The sequence below is a fragment of the Kitasatospora sp. NEAU-CNBT7 genome (assembly GCF_057220535.1).
Window position 1 is genome coordinate 327,458 of sequence record NZ_JBXQQB010000001.1, and the last position, 18,121, is coordinate 345,578.

Genomic DNA, 18,121 nt, shown 5'->3' on the forward strand with positions numbered 1-18,121 from the left:
CCACCGGGGCCCCTTCGGGCATCCACGGCCCATGTTTCACGTGAAACATGGGCCGTCGGCATGGCACCCTGGGCGGGTGTCGATCACGGAGCACGACCACCCGCGGACCACGCACCGCACCTCGCTCGGCAGGCTGCTGCGCGGCCGCGACTTCCGGCGCCTGCTCACCGTGCGGATGCTCTCCCAGCTGTCCGACGGCGTCTTCCAGGTCTCGCTGGCCGCCTATGTGATCTTCTCCCCCGAGCGGCAGTCCTCGCCCGCCGACATCGCGGCCGTGCTCGCCGTGATGCTGCTGCCGTTCTCGGTGGTCGGCCCGTTCGCCGGGGTGATGCTGGACCGCTGGCGGCGCCGGCGGGTGCTGCAGCTGGGCAACCTGGCCCGGTTCGGGCTCGGCCTGGCGACCGCCGGGCTGCTGCTGGCCGGCGCCCCGGAGTGGCTGTTCTTCGCCGCCGCCCTGCTGGTCACCGCACTCAACCGGTTCATCCTGGCCGGGCTGTCGGCATCCCTCCCCCGGGTGGTCGGGTCCGGCGAGCTGGTCACCGCCAACGCCGTCTCCCCCACCCTCGGCACCATCGCCGCGGCGGCCGGCGGCGGCCTCGGCTTCCTGGTGCACCAGCTGCTCCCGCCCGGCCGGCACGCCGACGCGGTCCTGGTGACCCTGGCCGCGGTCCTCTACCTGTGCGCGGCGCTCTCGGCCCAGCGGATCCCGCCGGACCTGCTCGGCCCGGCCCAGCACCCGGACCGCCCCTCGCTGCGCGAGGCCCTGTCCAGCGCCGGACGCGGCCTGCTGGCCGGTGTCCGGCACCTGGTGCACGACTGCCGCCCCGCGGTGCACGCGCTGGCCGCCGTCACGCTCGCCCGGTTCTGCTACGGGGTGCTCATCGTGGTGGTGCTGATGCTCTCCCGGTACACCTTCAACAGCCCCGACGACAGCGCCGGCGGACTGGCCACCCTGGGCCAGGCGGTCGGCGTCTCGGCGGTCGGGTTCTTCCTGGCGGCGGTGGTCAGTCCGTGGTGCACCCGGCGGCTCGGGCTGTCCGGCTGGATGACGGTCTGTCTGGCCTCGGCCGCCGTGTTCGTCCCGGCGCTCGGACTGTCGTTCGCCGAGCTCCCGGCGATGGCGGCGGCGCTGCTGCTCGGGGTGGTCACCCAGGGCACCAAGATCTGTGCGGACACCGTGGTCCAGGAGTCGGTGGAGGACGAGTACCGGGGGCGGGTCTTCGCCATCTACGACGTCCTGTTCAACATCTCCTTCGTCGCCGCGGCCGGGGTCACCGCGCTGGTGCTGCCGCTGGACGGCCGCTCGACGGCGGTGGTGGCGGGCGTCGCCGCCGTCTACGCCCTCGGCGCCGCGCTCTACGCCCGCGCCGCCCGGCGCACCCCACCGCAGCACGGAGAACCGGCCACCCCCGCCGCGACTCGCTAAGGTACGTCGACGCACCAGGCCGTCAACGCGCCAGGGCCTCAACGCGCCAGGCCGTCAAGAGAGTTACTCCGGGGGAACATCCGATGAGCACACCACCGCCGCTGCCGTACGGCTCACCCCAGTACGGTTACCCGCCGCCCGCGCCACAGCCGTACGGCGGCCCGCCACCGGCAAGCTACCCGCAGCCGGGCTACCCGCCGTCGGGGCCGCCGCAGGCCGGTGCCCCACAAGGCGGAGCGCCGCAGGCCGGAGCGCCGCAGGCCGGGTGGGGCGGGCCGCCCGCGTACGGGCAGCCGCCGGCCTACGGGCAGGCCTCGTACGGGCAGCCCGTCCAGCCGCCGACCGGGTACGGGCAGCCCGCGCCGGCGGGCGGGTATCCGTCGGCGCCGCAGCCGGCGCAGCCGGTCTGGGGCGAGCCGGCCCAGCCGGCCTGGGGACAGCCGGGCGGCGGCCCGGCGCAGCCGACCCGGCCCAGGCGGCCGGTGCGGTTCTGGTACCGGCTGGCCGTGGTGTGCCTCGGCGCGGTCATGCTGGTGGTCGGCTTCTTCGTGAGCGACAGCAGTCCGGCCAAGGCGGCGGTCGGCGACTGCGTCCACTCCACCGGCCGCAACGATCTCGACAAGGTCGCCTGCACCGACCCGAAGGCCGACTACGTGGTGCTCAGCCGGTTCAACAACACCACCGACACCACCCGCTGCACCAAGACCCCGGGCACCACCGCCCAGTACTGGGGCTCGTCCGGTCGCCGCTGGCACAAGAAGAAGTACGTCCTGTGCCTCGGCCCCAGGTCACGCCAGTCGACCACCACCGCACCGAAGAAGGCCTGAGCCCGGCGGACCGTCAGAAGGAGAAGCCTTCCAGGCTGTCGGGCACTCCCTCGTCGAGGGCGTCGAGCAGCCGCCGGCGGCGCCGGGCGGCGGTGCGCTCGTCATCGTCCAGCACGATCCGCTCCAGCCGGTCGACCCGGTCGGCCAGCGCGTCGAGCTTGCGACTGTTCCCGCCGACCTCGGCCACCAAGGTGTTGAGCACCGGGACGACCGCCGTCGCCACCACCGAGCGCACCACCTGCTCGGCCACCCTGGCGACGGCGGCGTCCACGCTCCCCTCGGGCGGCCGGGGCAGGTTGTCCACAGGCACCGGCCCGCGCTCCTGGGACCCGGTCCGCCGCGACTCCTGCTCGGCGTCGAGCAGGTAGCACCGCACCTGACGTGCGGTTTCGCTGTCCCGCAGGAGCATCGCGACGTTCAGCACGGTCCGCCGGGTGAAGAGCGCGAGCGACCTCGCGCGGGACTGGATCCGACAGAGTTGCTTGAAGCAACCCAGTTCGGGCCCGGCCAGCACCCGGTAGCCATTGGCCGCCAACTCCTCGCGGTGGTCGAACACCACCGCCTTGATCACCGTCTCCGGCACCTCGAAATACGCCGCGATCCCCTCCGTGGTCACGTGCACGTCGTCGGGCAGCAGTTCCAGCGCCTTGACCCGGTCCAGCACCTCGACCCGGTCGGCGACCGTCGACCGCATGGTCGGGGACTCCAGCAGCACGGCATCGACAGCCATGACAGCACCTCCGCTCTCCTGGGGACGGCACCTCCGTCTCCCGGGAGTAGCGAACGCGAGCGGAACCGACCGTGTCCGAACTACCGGCGAGGAACACACGATCGAGCGGATCAGCTCAAGCCTTGCCCGCAACACCGGTCACATGTGCCGCACCATCACCACCGGCCCCAGCATCACAGTCTGATGACCACGCACTCCACGTGATGTTCCTGTCGTCCGTCGGCGATAGAGTCCAGCACTTCACAGGCTCACAGCTCATCTCGGGGGAACCGCCATGTCCGCACCGCCACCGCCCCAGCTCCCGTACGGCGCCCCGGCGGCCGCACCGCCCGCTCCGCCGCTCGCGCAGCAGCCCGCACAGCCCTGGGCACCGCCCCAGGGCCAGATCCCGGGCCAGGCCCCGGCACCGGTCCCCGGTCAGCAGCTGTGGGGCCAGCAGCCGTGGGCCCAGCCCGCCGCCCCCGCCGGGTACGGCCCGTACTGCCGCTTCTGCGGCTCGATGCCGGCCACGGAGGCCACCATCCGGGGCCACCAGGGCCTCATCGTGATCATGAGGTTCCTGAAGCTCCAGGGGCCGTTCTGCCGCACCTGCGGCATCGCCGCGCACCGCGACATGACCGCGAAGAGCCTGTGGCAGGGCTGGTGGGGCATCGGCTCCATGCTGGTCAACCCCATCACCATGCTGATCAACCTGCCGCAGCGCGCGAAGATCAACAAGCTGGCGCCGCCGGTCCCCGGCGCCCCGGGCACGCCGATGAACCCCGGCAAGCCGCTGTACCAGCGGGTCGCCGTTCTCGGTCTGCTGGTCCCGGCGCTGATCGTCGCTGCGATCGTCTTCGCCGCCCAGCGCGACGCCGACTACGCCTCGGCCGGGGACTGCCTGCAGCGGACCGGGACGGCGTCCAACCCCGATGTGGCCGTGGTGTCCTGCTCCGGGTCCGACGCCGAGTTCAAGGTGCTCGGCCGGTTCGACCACACCGGGGACGGCTCCAAGTGCGAGATGTACCCGGAGACCACGACCACCTTCGTGCGGACGGTCGACTACTCCCCCACGTACCTGCTCTGCCTGCGGCGCCTCAGCCGCTGACCCTCCCGTCAGCCCGTCTCGTTGGCCGCCCACCACTCCCGGAGGGCGGCCACCGCCGCCTCGTGGTCCATCGGGCCGTGCTCGAGCCGGAGCTCCAGCATGTGCTTGTACGCCCGGCCGACCTGCGGGCCGGGCCGCAGGCCGAGCAGCTCCATGATCTGGTTGCCGTCCAGCGCCGGGCGGATGGAGTCCAGCTCCTCCTGCTCCTTGAGCGCGGAGATCCGCTCCTCCAGCGAGTCGTACGTCCGCGCCAGCGCCGCCGCCTTCTTGCGGTTGCGGGTGGTGCAGTCGGAACGGGTGAGCTTGTGCAGGCGCTCCAGCAGCGGTCCGGCGTCGGTGACGTAGCGGCGGACCGCGGAGTCGGTCCACTCGCCGCCGCCGTAGCCGTGGAAGCGCAGGTGCAGCTCGACCAGCCGGGACACCTCGTCGACGAGCTCCTTGGAGTACTTGAGCTCGCGCATCCGCTTGCGGGTCATCTTGGCGCCGACCACCTCGTGGTGGTGGAAGGACACCCGGCCGTCGGACTCGAAGCGCCGGGTCCGCGGCTTGCCGATGTCGTGCAGCAGCGCGGCCAGCCGGAGCACCAGGTCCGGGCCGTCCTGTTCCAGCGCGATGGCCTGCTCCAGCACGGTCAGCGAGTGCTCGTAGACGTCCTTGTGCCGGTGGTGCTCGTCCCGCTCCAGGCGCAGCGCCGGCAGTTCGGGCAGCACGTGGTCGGCGAGGCCGGTGTCCACCAGCAGGCGCAGCCCCTTGACCGGGTGGGCGGCCAGCAGCAGCTTGTTGAGCTCGGCCTGGACCCGCTCGGCGGAGACGATGGTGATCCGCTCGGCCATCGCCGTCATCGCCGCGACCACCTCGGGTGCGGGGTCGAAGTCGAGCTGGGCGGCGAAGCGGGCGGCCCGCATCATCCGCAGCGGGTCGTCGGAGAAGGACTCCTCCGGGGTGGCGGGGGTGCGCAGCACCCGGGCCTCCAGGTCGTCCAGGCCGTGGTGGGGGTCGACGAAGCCGCGGCCGGGCAGGTCGACGGCCATCGCGTTGACGGTGAAGTCTCGGCGGACCAGGTCCTGCCCGATGGTGTCGCCGTACGTCACCTCGGGCTTGCGGGAGGTCCGGTCGTACGCCTCGCTGCGGTAGGTGGTGATCTCGATCAGGAAGCTGCCGTCCGCGGTGTCCTTGCGCGCGCCGACCGTGCCGAAGGCGATACCGACGTCCCAGACCGCGTCGGCCCAGCCCTTGACCAGCTTCAGCACCTGCTCGGGGCGGGCGTCGGTGGTGAAGTCGAGGTCGTTGCCGAGCCGGCCCAGCAGGGCGTCCCGGACCGAGCCGCCGACCAGCGCGAGCCGGAATCCGGCATCCTGGAAGCGGCCGGCGATCTCGTCGGCGACCGGGGAGACCCGGAGCAGTTCCTGCAGCCCGCGGGTCTGCGCCTCGCTCAGCCCCGGCAGGGCGGCGACGGCGTGGGAGCTGGAATGATTGGCGCTGGACGCGTTGGCAGTGGACACGGCTCACAAGGGTACGTGCCCGGGCCTCGGGGCCGCCCGCCATATCCGGCCGGGCCACCGCCACGGTGGCCCGCCCACTCAGGGTCCGGCCCGCAACACTGCGGCGCGGGCAGCGTCGTTACCATGCCGGAGGGGACAGGCGGGACGGACCGCCGCGAACCGGTCGGTCGAGGCTGCCCGGGCACCGTCGGGTGCCGCCGCGGCGCCGTCGGGACCGGTGTGCGGACCGGTGGCGCGTGACCGAATTCTTTGACGACGGACGACGGCGAGGGCGAAGCGCGTGGACCAGCGAAGCGTGGGGTCGGCCCCGGCCGGCATCCGGCGGACGGCTCTCGCCCGCCGGACGGTGCGGCGACTGGGCGGCCTGCTGGCGGCCGGTACGGTCCTGCTGACCGCCACCGCGCTGCCGGCCGCGGCCTCGCCCGCAGCACCGGCGGCCCCCGCCGCCGACTACCCGGCAACCATGACGATCAGCACGGTCACCCCGGCGGTGGCCGGCGAGAACGGCACCGTGACGGTCACCGGCAAGGTGGTGAACTCCGGCCACGGCGACATCAAGTCGGCCCACATCGGGGTCCGCGCCCCGGTGTCCGGCAAGAAGCTGGGTACCAGGAACGAGGTCATGCTGGTCGCCCAGCGGTCCACGCCGACCGGCACCGACGGGGTCGACGTCGCGAACGCCGAGGTCCCGCTCGGCGACCTCACCCCCGGCCAGTCCCACGACTTCAGCATCCCGGTCACCACCGCGGACCTGGAACTGTCGAAGTCCGGGGTGTACGAGCTGGCGGTGGATGTCTGGGGTACCTCGGGCGGCGGCCACGAGCGGGTGCTGGGCATCGCGCGGACCTTCCTGCCGTACAACGTGGAGCCCACCGACAAGCAGACCCAGCTCTCCGTGGTGTGGCCGATCACGCACGCCCCGGAGCTGGTCGCGCAGACCATGCCGGACAACGACCAGACGCCGGTGCTCCGGGACGACAGCCTGGTCGGCGAGCTCTCCCCCGGCGGGCGGCTCCACCAGCTGGTGACCACCGGCGCCACGCTGCCGAACCTGACCTGGATGATCGATCCGGACCTGCTGGACACCGTGTTCGCGATGACCAAGCCGTACCGGGTGCAGAAGCCCAACACGGGCGGCGAGTCCGCGCGCGAGGACAACACCGTCCCCGGGACCGGCAGGGACGCCGCGGTGGCGTGGCTGGCCCTGCTGCGTACCTCGGTGGCCACCGCCGGGGACGAGGTGGTCTCGCTGCCGTACGCCGATCCGGACCTGGCGTCGATCGCGCACAACGGTGCTTCGCTGCCGGGGATGGAGACCGCGCTGCGCAAGGCTTCCACGGCCGGCCGGCTGACCGCCGAGGGGCGGCTGGCGGTGGACGTGAAGTCCGACGTGGCCTGGCCCTACCAGGGCCGGCTGGACCGCCGGACCGCGGCCACCGCCCTGACCGCGGGCGGCCAGCTGGTGCTGGTGGACGGCGCCTCGCTGCCGGAGGCGGACTCGCTGGCCTACACCCCCGGTGCGGCCCGCCCGATCGGCAACGGCCAGACCGCGGTGGTGGCCGATTCGACCATCTCGGGACTGTTCCAGCAGGAGCTGAAGACCCCCGAGGCCCGCACCGAGGCGGTGCAGCGGTTCCTGGCCGAGACCCTGCTGGTCAACCGCCAGATGCCGGAACAGCCGCGCGGCCTGCTGGTGCTCCCACCGCGCAACCTGGACGCCGCCACCGCCGGCGTGCTGGCCGACGCGGTGCTCAAGTCCCGGCAGGGCGGCTGGACCGCGCCGGTCACGCTGCACACCCTGGCGGCCGCCAAGGCCGATCCGGACGCCACCACGGCCGTGCAGAACGGGTACCCGCAGGAGCTGGCCGCCACCGAGCTGTCCTCGTCCGCGCTCGGGAAGACCATGTCGCTGCAGAACAGCCTGGACCAGCTGATGCTGATCCTCACGCAGCCCCAGCGGGTGCGCGGCCCGTTCAGCGCGGCCATGATCCGGTCGATGTCGACGCAGTGGCGCGACCAGGGCACGGCCGGGGTGTCCTACCGCGACGGGGTGCAGCACTACCTGGACAACCTCACCTCCGCGGTCAGGCTGCCCCCGAAGAGCGACGTCACCCTGCCGGGTGACAACGCGACGCTGCAGGTCAGCGTCAAGAACGACCTCAACCAGGCGGTCGGCAACCTGGAGCTGCGGCTCACCTCCAGCCAGCTGAACCGGCTCAACGTCGGCCCGGCAGAGTCGGTGGTGCTGGACGGCACCACCAGCAGGACCTTCCGCTTCCCGGCCGAGGCGCAGGTCAACGGTTCCGTGCAGATGACCGCGCAGCTCTGGACCACCGGCCCCAACCCGCAGCGCTACGGCGCACCGGTGACCTTCATGGTCGAGGTCACCTCGGTGACCAACGGCGTGCTGTACGTCATCGGCGGCGGTGTGGTGCTGATGGTGCTGGCCGGGATCCGGTTCTCGCTGCAGCGCAAGAAGCGCGCCGCCGGCGAGGACGGCGGGGCGGACGGGCCGGCGGACGCGGACGACGCTCCCGGGGGCGGCGCCCCCGAGGCCGGTCCGGAGGCCGGTCCGGACGCCGGTCCGGACCCGGCTGCCACCGCCGACGACGCCGCCGCCGACCTGCCCGACGGCACGGGAGTCGGCGGGACCGACGCGGAGCCGGAGTCGGCCGCGGAAACCGCTGTTCGGGCCACCGGTGATGAGAAGGTTGGTCACTGACGGCGCACCGCACCGGGCGCCCGCCCCCAGCAGCGAATTGAGGTGGCATGACCGGGCCGCGCGAGGAGCGAGCAGAGAGCCAGGGCAGTGGCAGGCCGCGCGAGCGCGGCGCCGATTCCACCGGGTCCGCGGCCGACTGGTACGTCGCGGACACCTTCGCGCGTGACCCGTTCGCGACCGAGGGGTACGACGGCACGGCCGGGCCGGACCCGTACGGTGTCTGGGTCGCCGAGGCCTCGGCCGCACTCCCGCCGCAGCAGAAGGGCCGGGGCACCGGGGCGCCGGACACCGCGGTCCTGGACCTCGCCGTCGCGGATGTCGAGGACGGCGCGGACGGCGCGGATACCGAGGGCGGCGCGGTCCGGGCGGCCGCCGAGACCGCCGGCCCCGCCGAGCTAACGGCCGCCGCGCCGGACCCCGATCCCGCGTCCGACCTCGCATCCGAGCCCGAGCCCGAGCCGGAACCGGAGCCCGAGCCCGAGCCGCAGCTGACCGCTCCCGCCAGCCGCTGGGCCGGCCTGGCCGCGGTGCCGCCGCCCGACCCCGGACCGGTCCGCCAGCCCGCCCCCTGGGAGCTGGACGACGGCCGCTACATCGGTGTGGACGCCCTGCTGAGCGGTGGCCCCGAGGGCGGCTCCGGCGACGACCCCGACCACCCCGACGAGCCGCACCAGTTCGTCCCCCCGATCGAGTTCGACCCGCCGCTGTCCGAGGAGGAGGCCCTCCTGCAGGCCGACGCGGCGGTCCGGGCAGCCGCGGCCGCAGCCCTGGCCGCCGAGGCCGCGGCCGACACCGCGCCACCCGCCGGCCCGGAGTCCGGCACCTCCCCCGGCGACGGGGCGCCCGGCGGGGACGGCCCGGCCGGCGACGGGGTGGGGACGGCCGCTGCGGCGGGCGCACCCGCCGAGGGGCGCTCCGCCGCCGAGCGGGTGAGCGGCCTGCTGGGGTCCAGCGCCGTGATGGCGGCCGGCACCCTGGTCTCCCGCGGCACCGGCTTCCTGCGCACCATGGTGATCGCCGCCGCGATCGGCGTCGGCACCATGGGCGACTCGTACAACGCCGCCAACACCCTGCCGACCCTGCTGTACATCCTGATCGGCGGCGGCGCGCTGAACGCCGTCTTCGTGCCGCAGCTGGTCCGCAGCATGAAGCACGACGAGGACGGCGGCACCGCCTACGCCAACCGGCTGCTCACCCTGGTGATGGCCGGGCTGGCCGGCGTGGTCTTCGTCGCCGTGCTGGCGGCGCCGGTGCTGGTGCAGCTGATCTCGCACTCGCTGATGCGTGACCCGGCCAGCGCCGACACCACCGTGGCGCTGGCCCGGTACTGCCTGCCGACGATCTTCTTCATGGGTGTGCACGTCGTGGTGGGCCAGGTGCTCAACGCCCGCGGCCGGTTCGGCGCGATGATGTGGACCCCGGTGCTGAACAACATCGTGGTGATCTTCACGTTCGCGATGTACATCTACGTCTTCGGCACCTTCGAGAGCACCGAGGTCACCCCGGGCACCATCTCCCCCGAGGGGGTCAGGCTGCTGGGCATCGGCACCCTGCTCGGACTGGCCGTCCAGGCGCTGGCGATGATCCCGTACCTGCGGGCCTCCGGCTTCCGCTTCCGGCCCCGGTTCGACTGGCGCGGCCACGGCCTCGGCAAGGCCGCCCGGCTGGCGAAGTGGACCTTCCTGTTCGTGCTCGCCAACCAGGCGGGCTACCTGGTCGTCACCCAGCTCGCCACCTCCGCCGGCGCCGCTGCCGAGAGCCAGGGGTACCTGGGCGTCGGCCTCGCCGCGTACTCCAACGCCCTGCTGATCTGGCAGCTGCCGATGGCCGTGATCACCGTCTCCGTGATGAGCGCGGTGCTCCCCAGGCTCTCCCGCTCGGCCGCCGACGCCGACCAGGGCGCCGTCCGTGACGACCTCTCGTACGGGCTGCGCACCTCGGCGGTGGCGATCGTGCCCGCCGCCTTCCTGTTCCTGTCGCTCGGCCCGGTGATCGGCAACGCCATCTACGGGCTCGGCAACGGCGGCGCGGTGGCGCACGGCACCACCGCGGTCGGCTTCATGCTCTCGGCCTTCGCCCTGGGCCTGATCCCGTACTCGGTGCAGTACGTGCTGCTGCGCGGCTTCTACGCCTACGAGGACACCCGCACGCCGTTCTCCAACACGGTCTGGGTCGCGCTGACCCAGGCCGGTACCGCCGTGCTCTGCTACCTGGCGCTGCCCGACCGCTGGGCGGTGACCGGGATGGCGTTCGGCTACGGCATCTCGTACGCGGTCGGCGTGGCGGTCGCGGTGCCCAAGCTCAAGGCGCGGATCGGCGGGCTGGACACCGCCCGGATCGGCAAGACCTACGTCCGGCTCGGCATCGCCTCGCTGCCGGCCGCGGCCGTCGGCCTGGCCGTCGAGCTGCTGCTCGACGGCGCGCTCGACGGCTGGCCGGGCAGCGTGCTGACGCTGCTGGTGGCGGCCGCGCTGCAGCTCGGCGTGTTCCTGCTGCTGGCCCGCCGGATGCGGATCGAGGAGCTCAACGCGATGCTCGGAATGGTCCGCGGCCGGCTCGGACGTTGACCCGGCGTCAACCGGACCACCCCCGATCTCCTGCTCCCTCAGGTGGCCTACTCCGGGCCGGTTTCGGCGATCTTCACCGAATCCGGCCCGGTCCCGGCGGAATCCCCCCTGGCTGTCCACGAATACGCAACCAGTCGGGCCCCTCAGCGGTCGTAGCAGGGGGCTGGGAGTGGGCACAATTGTCCTGGCACCCGCCGCCCCCGCCACGGGCGGGCCGGAGCCAGACTTCTCGGTACCGGGGCGATACAAGGGGAGGCAGGACCACGGTGGCTGATGGCACCAAGGCGGTTGTCGACACGTCCGTGACGGACGCGGCGGCGCTGGCCATGGCACTCGGGGAGCTTCCCGAGGAGCCCGCGGCGCAGTCGACCGACGGGCCGGCCTCCGAGCCCGCCTCGGGCGCCGCCGATCCGTCCCCGAAGGGCGGGCGGAACACCGCCGTCAAGCCCTCGGGCCCGACACCCGCGACCCTCGCGGCCGCCAAGGGCCCGAAGGGCGGGAAGCGCACCAAGGCCGCCTCCGGCAAGGCGGGCGCGACCGCCCCGAAGTCCGCCACCGCGACAGCCGCCACCACGGGCGCCACTGCAGGCGCTGCGACGACGGCCGGGACCGGGTCCCGGGCCGCCGTCCACACCGGGCCCGCCGCGGCCACCCCGGCGCCCGCCGACGGCTCCGCCGAAGGCACCACCCCCACCGACGCCACCCCGGCTGCGCCGAGCACCCCGGCACCGGCCGACCTGGCACCGGCCGACGCTCCGGCGAAGGCGACCCGGGCCGCCCGTACCGTCCGTACCGCGAAGCCCGAGGGCGCCGCGAAGCCGGCAGACTCCGCCGATGCCGCGGACCCCACGGACGGCGCGGACGCCACACCCGCGAAGAGCACGCGCGCGCCGAAGCCCGCCGGGTCCCCGAAGCCCGCGCCGGCCAAGCCCGCCTCAGGCACCACCGCGGACACCGCGGCCATCGCCGCCGGTGCGGCTGGTGCGGCTGGTGCGGCTGGTGCGGCTGGCGCGGACAGTGCGGACACCGCGACCGCTGCGGCCGCCGAGCCCGGCGAGGAGCCGGCCGGGTCCGAAGAGCCCTCGGAGACCACCGCCCCCCTCTCGGCCGCCGAGATCGCCGCCGAGCTCGCCGAGGGGGCCGCCCGCCGCGCCAAGGCCGCCAAGTCGTCCCGGGCCGCCGCCGCTCCCGCGTCCCGGCCCGCCGCCAAGCCCGCCACCAGCACGGAGACCCTGGACGCCGACACCGCCACCCTCCCCGCCACGCTCGCGGCCCCGCTGCGACACAGCGGCGACCGGATCGCCGACCGGTACCGGCTGGAGGAGTGCATCACCCACACCGAGGTCTTCAGCAGCTGGCGAGCGGTCGACGAGAAGCTCCGCCGCGCCGTCGGCGTCCACCTGCTCGCGGCCGGCCACCGGCGCGCCAAGGCGGTGCTGACCGCCGCCCGGTCCGCGGCGCTGCTCGGCGACCCCCGGTTCGTCCAGGTCCTCGACGCCGTGCAGGAGGGCGACCTGGTCTACGTCATCCGGGAGTGGCTCCCGGACGCCTCCGACCTGGCCCGGCTGCTGGCCGGCGGCCCGATGGAGCCGTACGAGGCCTACCAGATGGTCCGCCAGGTCACCGATGCGGTCGCCGCCGCCCACCGCCGCGGGCAGGCCCACCTGAGGCTCACCCCGACCTGTGTGCTGCGCACCGAGACCGGCCAGTACCGGATCAACGGCATCGCCGTGGACGCCGCCATCCGCGGCCTGTCCACCGAAGACGCCGAGCGGACCGACACCAAGGCGATCGGCGCGCTGCTCTACGCCGCGCTGACCCACCGCTGGCCCTACCCGGAGGACCGGTACGACCTCCAGGGCATGCCCAAGGGGCTCGGGTGCGTCCCGCCGGACCAGGTGAAGGCGGGCGTCCACAAGGGGCTGTCGGAACTGGCCGCGCGGGCGCTCGGCGAGCACCCGCCGCACCACCAGGACCCCATCACCAGCCCCGAGCAGCTGGCCAAGGCGATCGCCCTGCTGCCGAAGATCCGCCAGCCGGAACCGGCCGCACCGCCCGCGTTCACCCCGCCGCGCTACCCGTCCTCCCGGGGCGCCGCCGCCACCGGGGCACCGTCCCGGCCGCTGCCCGGCGGTGAGCCGAACCGCCGGCCGGAGGCCCCGCGTCCGGTCGCGCCGCCGCCCGTACGCCCGCGCCGACGTCTGCTGACCGCGGCCAAGTGGACCGCCTCCCTGGTGGCGCTGGCCGCCATCGGACTCGGTTCCTGGCAGCTGGTGGACCGGATGAACCACCACCCGTCGCACAGCACCGGCCAGCCGACTCCCACGCCGAGCGGGCCGGGCGCCTCCACCGCCCCGACCAGCGCCCGGCTCCCGATCGCCGCGCTCTCCACGTTCAACGCCTTCGGCCAGGAGAAGGACGAGCACAGCTCCGAACTGCCGAACGCCCACGACGACAACCCCGCCACCGCCTGGACCACCCAGGGGTACATCGACCAGTTCGCCGAGGCCGCCTACAAGAAGGGGACCGGCATCCTGGTCGACCTGGGCAGCGCCAAGCAGGTCAGCTCGGTCGACCTCACCTTCCTCGGCGACCACAAGGTCGAACTGAAGGCGGCACCGGCCGGTGTCTCCTCCGCTCCCTCCCCGGACGAGGCCGGCTACCGCTCCTTCGGTGCGGCCGTCGCCTCCGGCTCCGGCAGCCAGGTGCAGCTGAAGCCCGAGAAGGCGATCACCACCCGCTACCTCTTGATCTGGCTGACCGGCATCCCCAACGATGGGGACAGGTTCCGCGGCAAGGTGGCCGAGATCAAGGTGAACGGCTGAGCGGTACCGGAGAGGGGGCGGGAATGGCGGCGCAGGAGCCCGACGACGCCGAACTGCTCGCCCGTCACGCCGCCGGCGACCCGGCGGCCTTCGGCGTCCTGGTGCACCGCCACCGGGACCGGCTCTGGGCGGTCGCCCTGCGCACCCTCGGCGACCGCGAGGAGGCCGCCGACGCCCTCCAGGACGCGCTGGTGTCGGCGTTCCGAGCCGCTCACACCTTCCAGGGCCGCTCGGCCGTCACCACCTGGCTGCACCGGATCGTGGTGAACGCCTGCCTCGACCGGGCCCGCCGCACCGCCACCCGCCGCACCACCCCGCTGGACGGGGACCCGGAGCGCCTGGACACCGCGCTCGGCAGCTCCGAGGGCGCGGACACGGCCGCCGTCCGTTCGGAGCTGCGCCGCGAGCTGACGGACGCACTCGCCACCCTCCCGGCCGACCAGCGGGCCGCGCTGGTCCTGGTCGACATGGAGGGCTACTCGGTGGCCGAGGCGGCCGAGGTCCTGGAGGTCCCGGTGGGCACCGTGAAGAGCCGCTGCGCCCGCGGCCGGGCCAAGCTGCTCCCGCTGGTCCGCCATCTGCGGGCGGGCGGTGTTTCACGTGAAACCGAGCCACCCGAGCCACCCGGGCCACCGTCGACCGCTGCTTCCGCACCGGCGCGGCCCGTTTCACGTGAAACACCGCCGTCCCACGAGGCACCGTCGTCCCGGGATTCACGGTCCGGGAACCCATCCGGCCCCGCGGCCGTCCCATCACCGGGTCCGGTGCGACCGGCCTCCGCCCTGGAAGGAGACGTGACCAAGCGATGACGCCGCTCACCCCTTCCCCGTCGTCCGGCTCCCCGGACCCGGGCGGCCACCCCGACATCGAACTGCTCGCCGACCTCGCCGAGGACCTGACCGACCCGGCCACCGCCGAGGAGCTGCACCGGCATCTCGCCGACTGCCCGGAGTGCGCCGACACCTGGGCGGCCCTGGCCGAGGTCTCCCGGCTGCTCGGCGACGACGAACCGCCCCCCATGCCCGCCGACGTGGCCGCCCGGATCGACGCGGCGCTGGCGGCCGAACCCCATCCCACCGGGCCCCGTCCCGCCGAGCCCCGCGCCACCGACCCGCGTACCCGCGTGCCCGCGGCCGCTGATCGCGAGGCACCGACTGGCGGCCACCCCCGTGGTCCGGCCCGCCCCGCCGGCCGCCCGGACGGCGCCACCCGCCCGGCGTCCAGCTCCGGCCCCGGCCGCGCCCGGCGCCGCCGGACCGGGCGGATCCTGCTGGGCACCGCCGTACTCGCCGCCGCGGTGACCCTCGGCTCGCTGCTGTACGCCCGGCCCTGGGACAGCGGCAGCAGCGCGGCGACCTCCGCCGCCGGCTCGGACAGCGGTCACACTGCCGCGCTCGCCCCCGGTGTCCGTTCCCCGAAGGCCGCCGACGCCCTGCCGGAGTACCGCGAGGACCAGTTGGCCGCCCAGGTACGCCAGCTGCTCGGCCGGGCCACCGGGCCTGCCCCCGCATCTCCCCATGCTCTTCAGCCCGACAACGGGACCGGCTCCACCGCGCCCGTTCCGTCCAAGGCCCCCGGCACCGGTCCCAACGCCGGCAGTCCCGACGACGGAGGCCAGGACGCGGCGACCCGCCTGCCCGCCTGTGTCGCGCTGGCGGCCGGCCACCCCGGCCAGGCCCCGCTGGCGGCCGGAGCGGGCCGCTACGGCACGACCGCCGTCACGGCCCTGGTCTATCCGCTGCCCGGCCGCACCGACCAGGTCGACGTCTACCTGGTGACCCCCGACTGCCCCGGTGCGACGGTCCTGCTGCACCGGAGCGTCCCGGCCCCCTGAGCTGCCCCCTGAGGGCTGCCCCTCGAACGTCCGCCGGGAGCCGCCCTCCGGTGGACCTGCGGACAAAAGGGATATCCTGGCCCTGACCTCAGGATCGAGCCGTTCCACCGCCCGACATGCCCGCACTGCGGGCGGCTGGTGCGCCGGCGCCTGGGAATGCGGGAGACTGGTCAGTCGTTGTCCCGGGCGGCGGAGCAGGACCGCCCTCCCCGCAGATGCGCGGGTCGCGATGCGAACCAGGAGATGCAGTGAGCGACGTCCGTAATGTGATCATCATCGGTTCCGGGCCCTCCGGGTACACCGCTGCGCTCTACACCGCCCGAGCCTCCCTCAAGCCCCTCGTCTTCGAGGGTGCCGTGACGGCCGGCGGCGCCCTGATGAACACCACCGAGGTGGAGAACTTCCCCGGCTTCCGCGACGGCATCATGGGCCCCGAGCTCATGGACGGCATGCGGGCCCAGGCCGAGAAGTTCGGCGCCGAGCTCGTCCCGGACGACATCGTCGCGGTCGACCTGACCGGCGACATCAAGACCGTCACCGACTCCGAGGGCACCGTGCACCGCGCCCGCACGGTGATCGTCGCCACCGGCTCGCAGCACCGCAAGCTCGGCCTGCCCCGGGAGGACGCGCTGTCCGGCCGCGGCGTCTCGTGGTGCGCCACCTGTGACGGCTTCTTCTTCCGTGACCAGGACATCGCCGTGGTCGGCGGCGGCGACACCGCGCTGGAGGAGGCGACGTTCCTCTCCCGGTTCGCCCGCAGCGTCACCGTCGTCCACCGCCGGGACAGCCTGCGCGCCTCCAAGGCCATGCAGGAGCGCGCCTTCGCCGACCCGAAGATCAGCTTCGCCTGGGACAGCGCGGTCGAGGAGATCCACGGCGACCCGAAGCTCACTGGCCTGACCCTGCGCGACACCACCACCGGCGACACCCGCGAGCTGGCCGTCACCGGCCTGTTCATCGCCATCGGCCACGACCCGCGGACGGACCTGTTCACCGGCCAGCTCGACCTGGACGCCGAGGGCTACCTCAAGGTCGAGGCCCCCTCGACCCGGACCAACATCCCCGGTGTCTTCGCCGCCGGCGACGTGGTCGACCACACCTACCGCCAGGCCATCACCGCGGCCGGCACCGGCTGCGCCGCCGCGCTGGACGCGGAGCGCTACCTCGCCTCGCTCGCCGACCTGGAGGCCCAGGCCGCCGCCGTCGCGGTCTGAGGCAGCGATCCCGACGCGCCCGGACCACTCGGTCCGGGCGCCCCGGTCCTCCCCGGCGCCCGACGTTCCACGTGAAACACCCCTGCGGAAGGGCGCCGCAGGACCAGCCCCCCACCCGAGAAACAGAACGGCACCCGCCGTTGTTGTCCCTCTCGAAGGTGCCGAGCCGTCCCACACCCGGTCCGGCACCACCCGTACGTGACCCTTAGGAGTTCCCGTGGCCGGCGCCACCATCACCGTGACCGACGCGACCTTCGACGCCGACGTCCTCAAGAGCGACAAGCCCGTCCTGGTCGACTTCTGGGCCACCTGGTGCGGCCCGTGCCGTCAGGTCGCCCCCGTCCTGGAGGAGATCGCGGCCGAGCACGGCGACGCGATCACCATCGCCAAGCTGGACGTCGACGCCAACCAGGAGACCGCGGCCCGCTACAACGTGATCTCCATCCCGACGCTCAACGTCTACCAGAACGGCGAGCTGGTGAAGACCATCACCGGCGCGCGTCCCAAGGTGGCGCTGCTCCGCGAGCTGTCGGAGTTCCTCGGGCTCTGAGCACCCGGGCCGCACCCCCGCGGGCGCGGCCGGTACGGCGGAGGGCTGTCCCCCGAGCGTGGGGGACAGCCCTCCGCCGTCTCCTCGTGCTCCTCGGCGCCGTACCTCGTGGTCCGCGGTGCCCCGCGGCTCCACGCGCCAGGCCCGAGAGCGCGGACGGCTCGGAACGGCCCGAGCGTACGGACGGCTCAGAACGGCCTGAGGGCCGGCTCCTTGCGCGCTCCGCCCAGCAGCCGCTCGATCGCGCCCTCCACGTCGCCCTTCCAGGAGAGCGTGGTACGCGCCTCCAGCCGGAGCCGCGGATAGCGGTGGTGCGGACGCACCGTCCTGAACCCGACCGCGAGCAGGTGCTCGGCGGGCAGGAGGCAGCTGGGGGTCTCCCCGCTGCCGGCACCGAACGCCTCGATCGCCCTGAACCCCCGGGCGATCAGGTCCTTCGCGGCCGTCTGGACCAGCACCCGCCCCAGCCCCTGGTCCTGGTAGCCGGGCAGCACCCGGCTGACCATCAGCTGGACGGCGTCCGGCGAGACCGGACTGGTCGGGAAGGACTGCGACCGCGGCACGTAGGCCGGCGGCGCGTACAGCACGAACCCGGCCGGCCGGCCGTCGACGTAAGCCACCCGGCCGCAGGTCCCCCACTCCAGCAGCACGGCCGAGATCCAGGTCTCCTTCTCCTGCTCGGCCTTGCCCGCCTCCACCGCCACCCGCGCGCTCACCGGGTCCAGCTCCCAGAAGACACAGGACCGGCACCCCACCGGCAGGTCCGGGAGATTGTCCAGCGTCAGCGGAGCGATCCTGCGTCCCACTCCCCCACACCTCCTCGTCAGCCCGGGCAGG

The 18,121-nt window shown here is 74.0% G+C and carries 13 protein-coding genes; 10 read left to right on the forward strand and 3 right to left on the reverse strand.

The features are described 5' to 3' along the window. The first annotated feature begins 76 nt into the window (after window positions 1-76). Together AC2TEW_RS01495 and AC2TEW_RS01500 are read left to right on the forward strand one after the other, a co-directional pair. The gene (locus tag AC2TEW_RS01495; protein ID WP_484621412.1) at window positions 77-1,426 is read left to right on the forward strand and encodes an MFS transporter; all 1,350 of its coding nucleotides are present in this window, start codon (window positions 77-79) and stop codon (window positions 1,424-1,426) included. An 83-nt stretch (window positions 1,427-1,509) separates the two neighbouring features. Beyond that, entirely contained in the window at window positions 1,510-2,253 is a 744-nt protein-coding gene (locus AC2TEW_RS01500) for an LppU/SCO3897 family protein (RefSeq protein WP_484621413.1), read from the forward strand. 13 nt (window positions 2,254-2,266) lie between these two features. Here AC2TEW_RS01500 and AC2TEW_RS01505 read toward each other — a convergent pair whose 3' ends face one another. Further along, entirely contained in the window at window positions 2,267-2,983 is a 717-nt protein-coding gene (locus AC2TEW_RS01505; RefSeq protein WP_484621414.1) for a restriction endonuclease, read from the reverse strand. A gap of 274 nt (window positions 2,984-3,257) precedes the next feature. Here AC2TEW_RS01505 and AC2TEW_RS01510 point away from each other — a divergent pair, with 274 nt between their 5' ends. Continuing rightward, the gene (locus tag AC2TEW_RS01510) at window positions 3,258-4,070 is read left to right on the forward strand and encodes an LppU/SCO3897 family protein (RefSeq protein ID WP_484621415.1); all 813 of its coding nucleotides are present in this window, start codon (window positions 3,258-3,260) and stop codon (window positions 4,068-4,070) included. An 8-nt stretch (window positions 4,071-4,078) separates the two neighbouring features. On the opposite strand, the gene AC2TEW_RS01515 is transcribed toward AC2TEW_RS01510, so the two are convergent. After that, window positions 4,079-5,515 (reverse strand): CCA tRNA nucleotidyltransferase, encoded by a 1,437-nt coding sequence (locus AC2TEW_RS01515; protein WP_484621630.1) that lies wholly within the window; start codon window positions 5,513-5,515, stop codon window positions 4,079-4,081. Window positions 5,516-5,852: 337 nt separating this feature from the next. Here AC2TEW_RS01515 and AC2TEW_RS01520 point away from each other — a divergent pair, with 337 nt between their 5' ends. The 7 genes from AC2TEW_RS01520 (at window position 5,853) to trxA (ending at window position 17,284) form a co-directional block, all read left to right on the forward strand. Then, window positions 5,853-8,294: a DUF6049 family protein gene (locus tag AC2TEW_RS01520; RefSeq protein ID WP_484621416.1), complete on the forward strand. Its 2,442-nt coding sequence runs from the start codon at window positions 5,853-5,855 to the stop codon at window positions 8,292-8,294. Window positions 8,295-8,341: 47 nt separating this feature from the next. Next, window positions 8,342-10,861: a murein biosynthesis integral membrane protein MurJ gene (gene murJ / locus AC2TEW_RS01525; protein WP_484621417.1), complete on the forward strand. Its 2,520-nt coding sequence runs from the start codon at window positions 8,342-8,344 to the stop codon at window positions 10,859-10,861. Window positions 10,862-11,127: 266 nt separating this feature from the next. Next, window positions 11,128-13,686 carry a protein kinase family protein gene (locus AC2TEW_RS01530; protein ID WP_484621418.1) on the forward strand — a complete coding sequence of 853 codons (2,559 nt, stop codon included), beginning with the start codon at window positions 11,128-11,130 and terminating at the stop codon, window positions 13,684-13,686. Between the two features lie 23 nt (window positions 13,687-13,709). After that, a complete protein-coding gene (gene sigM / locus AC2TEW_RS01535; protein ID WP_484621419.1) occupies window positions 13,710-14,495 on the forward strand; it encodes an RNA polymerase sigma factor SigM in 786 nt (261 codons plus the stop codon). Continuing rightward, window positions 14,492-15,520 carry a zf-HC2 domain-containing protein gene (locus AC2TEW_RS01540; protein ID WP_484621420.1) on the forward strand — a complete coding sequence of 343 codons (1,029 nt, stop codon included), beginning with the start codon at window positions 14,492-14,494 and terminating at the stop codon, window positions 15,518-15,520. Before sigM ends, AC2TEW_RS01540 begins: the two co-directional genes overlap by 4 nt. A 248-nt stretch (window positions 15,521-15,768) precedes the next feature. After that, window positions 15,769-16,734 carry a thioredoxin-disulfide reductase gene (gene trxB, locus AC2TEW_RS01545; protein ID WP_484621421.1) on the forward strand — a complete coding sequence of 322 codons (966 nt, stop codon included), beginning with the start codon at window positions 15,769-15,771 and terminating at the stop codon, window positions 16,732-16,734. A 217-nt stretch (window positions 16,735-16,951) separates the two neighbouring features. Continuing rightward, window positions 16,952-17,284, forward strand: a complete 333-nt coding sequence (gene trxA / locus AC2TEW_RS01550; protein ID WP_484621422.1) for a thioredoxin — start codon at window positions 16,952-16,954, stop codon at window positions 17,282-17,284. 188 nt (window positions 17,285-17,472) lie between these two features. Here trxA and AC2TEW_RS01555 read toward each other — a convergent pair whose 3' ends face one another. Then, a complete protein-coding gene (locus AC2TEW_RS01555) occupies window positions 17,473-18,090 on the reverse strand; it encodes a GNAT family N-acetyltransferase (RefSeq protein ID WP_484621423.1) in 618 nt (205 codons plus the stop codon). Window positions 18,091-18,121: the final 31 nt, after the last annotated feature.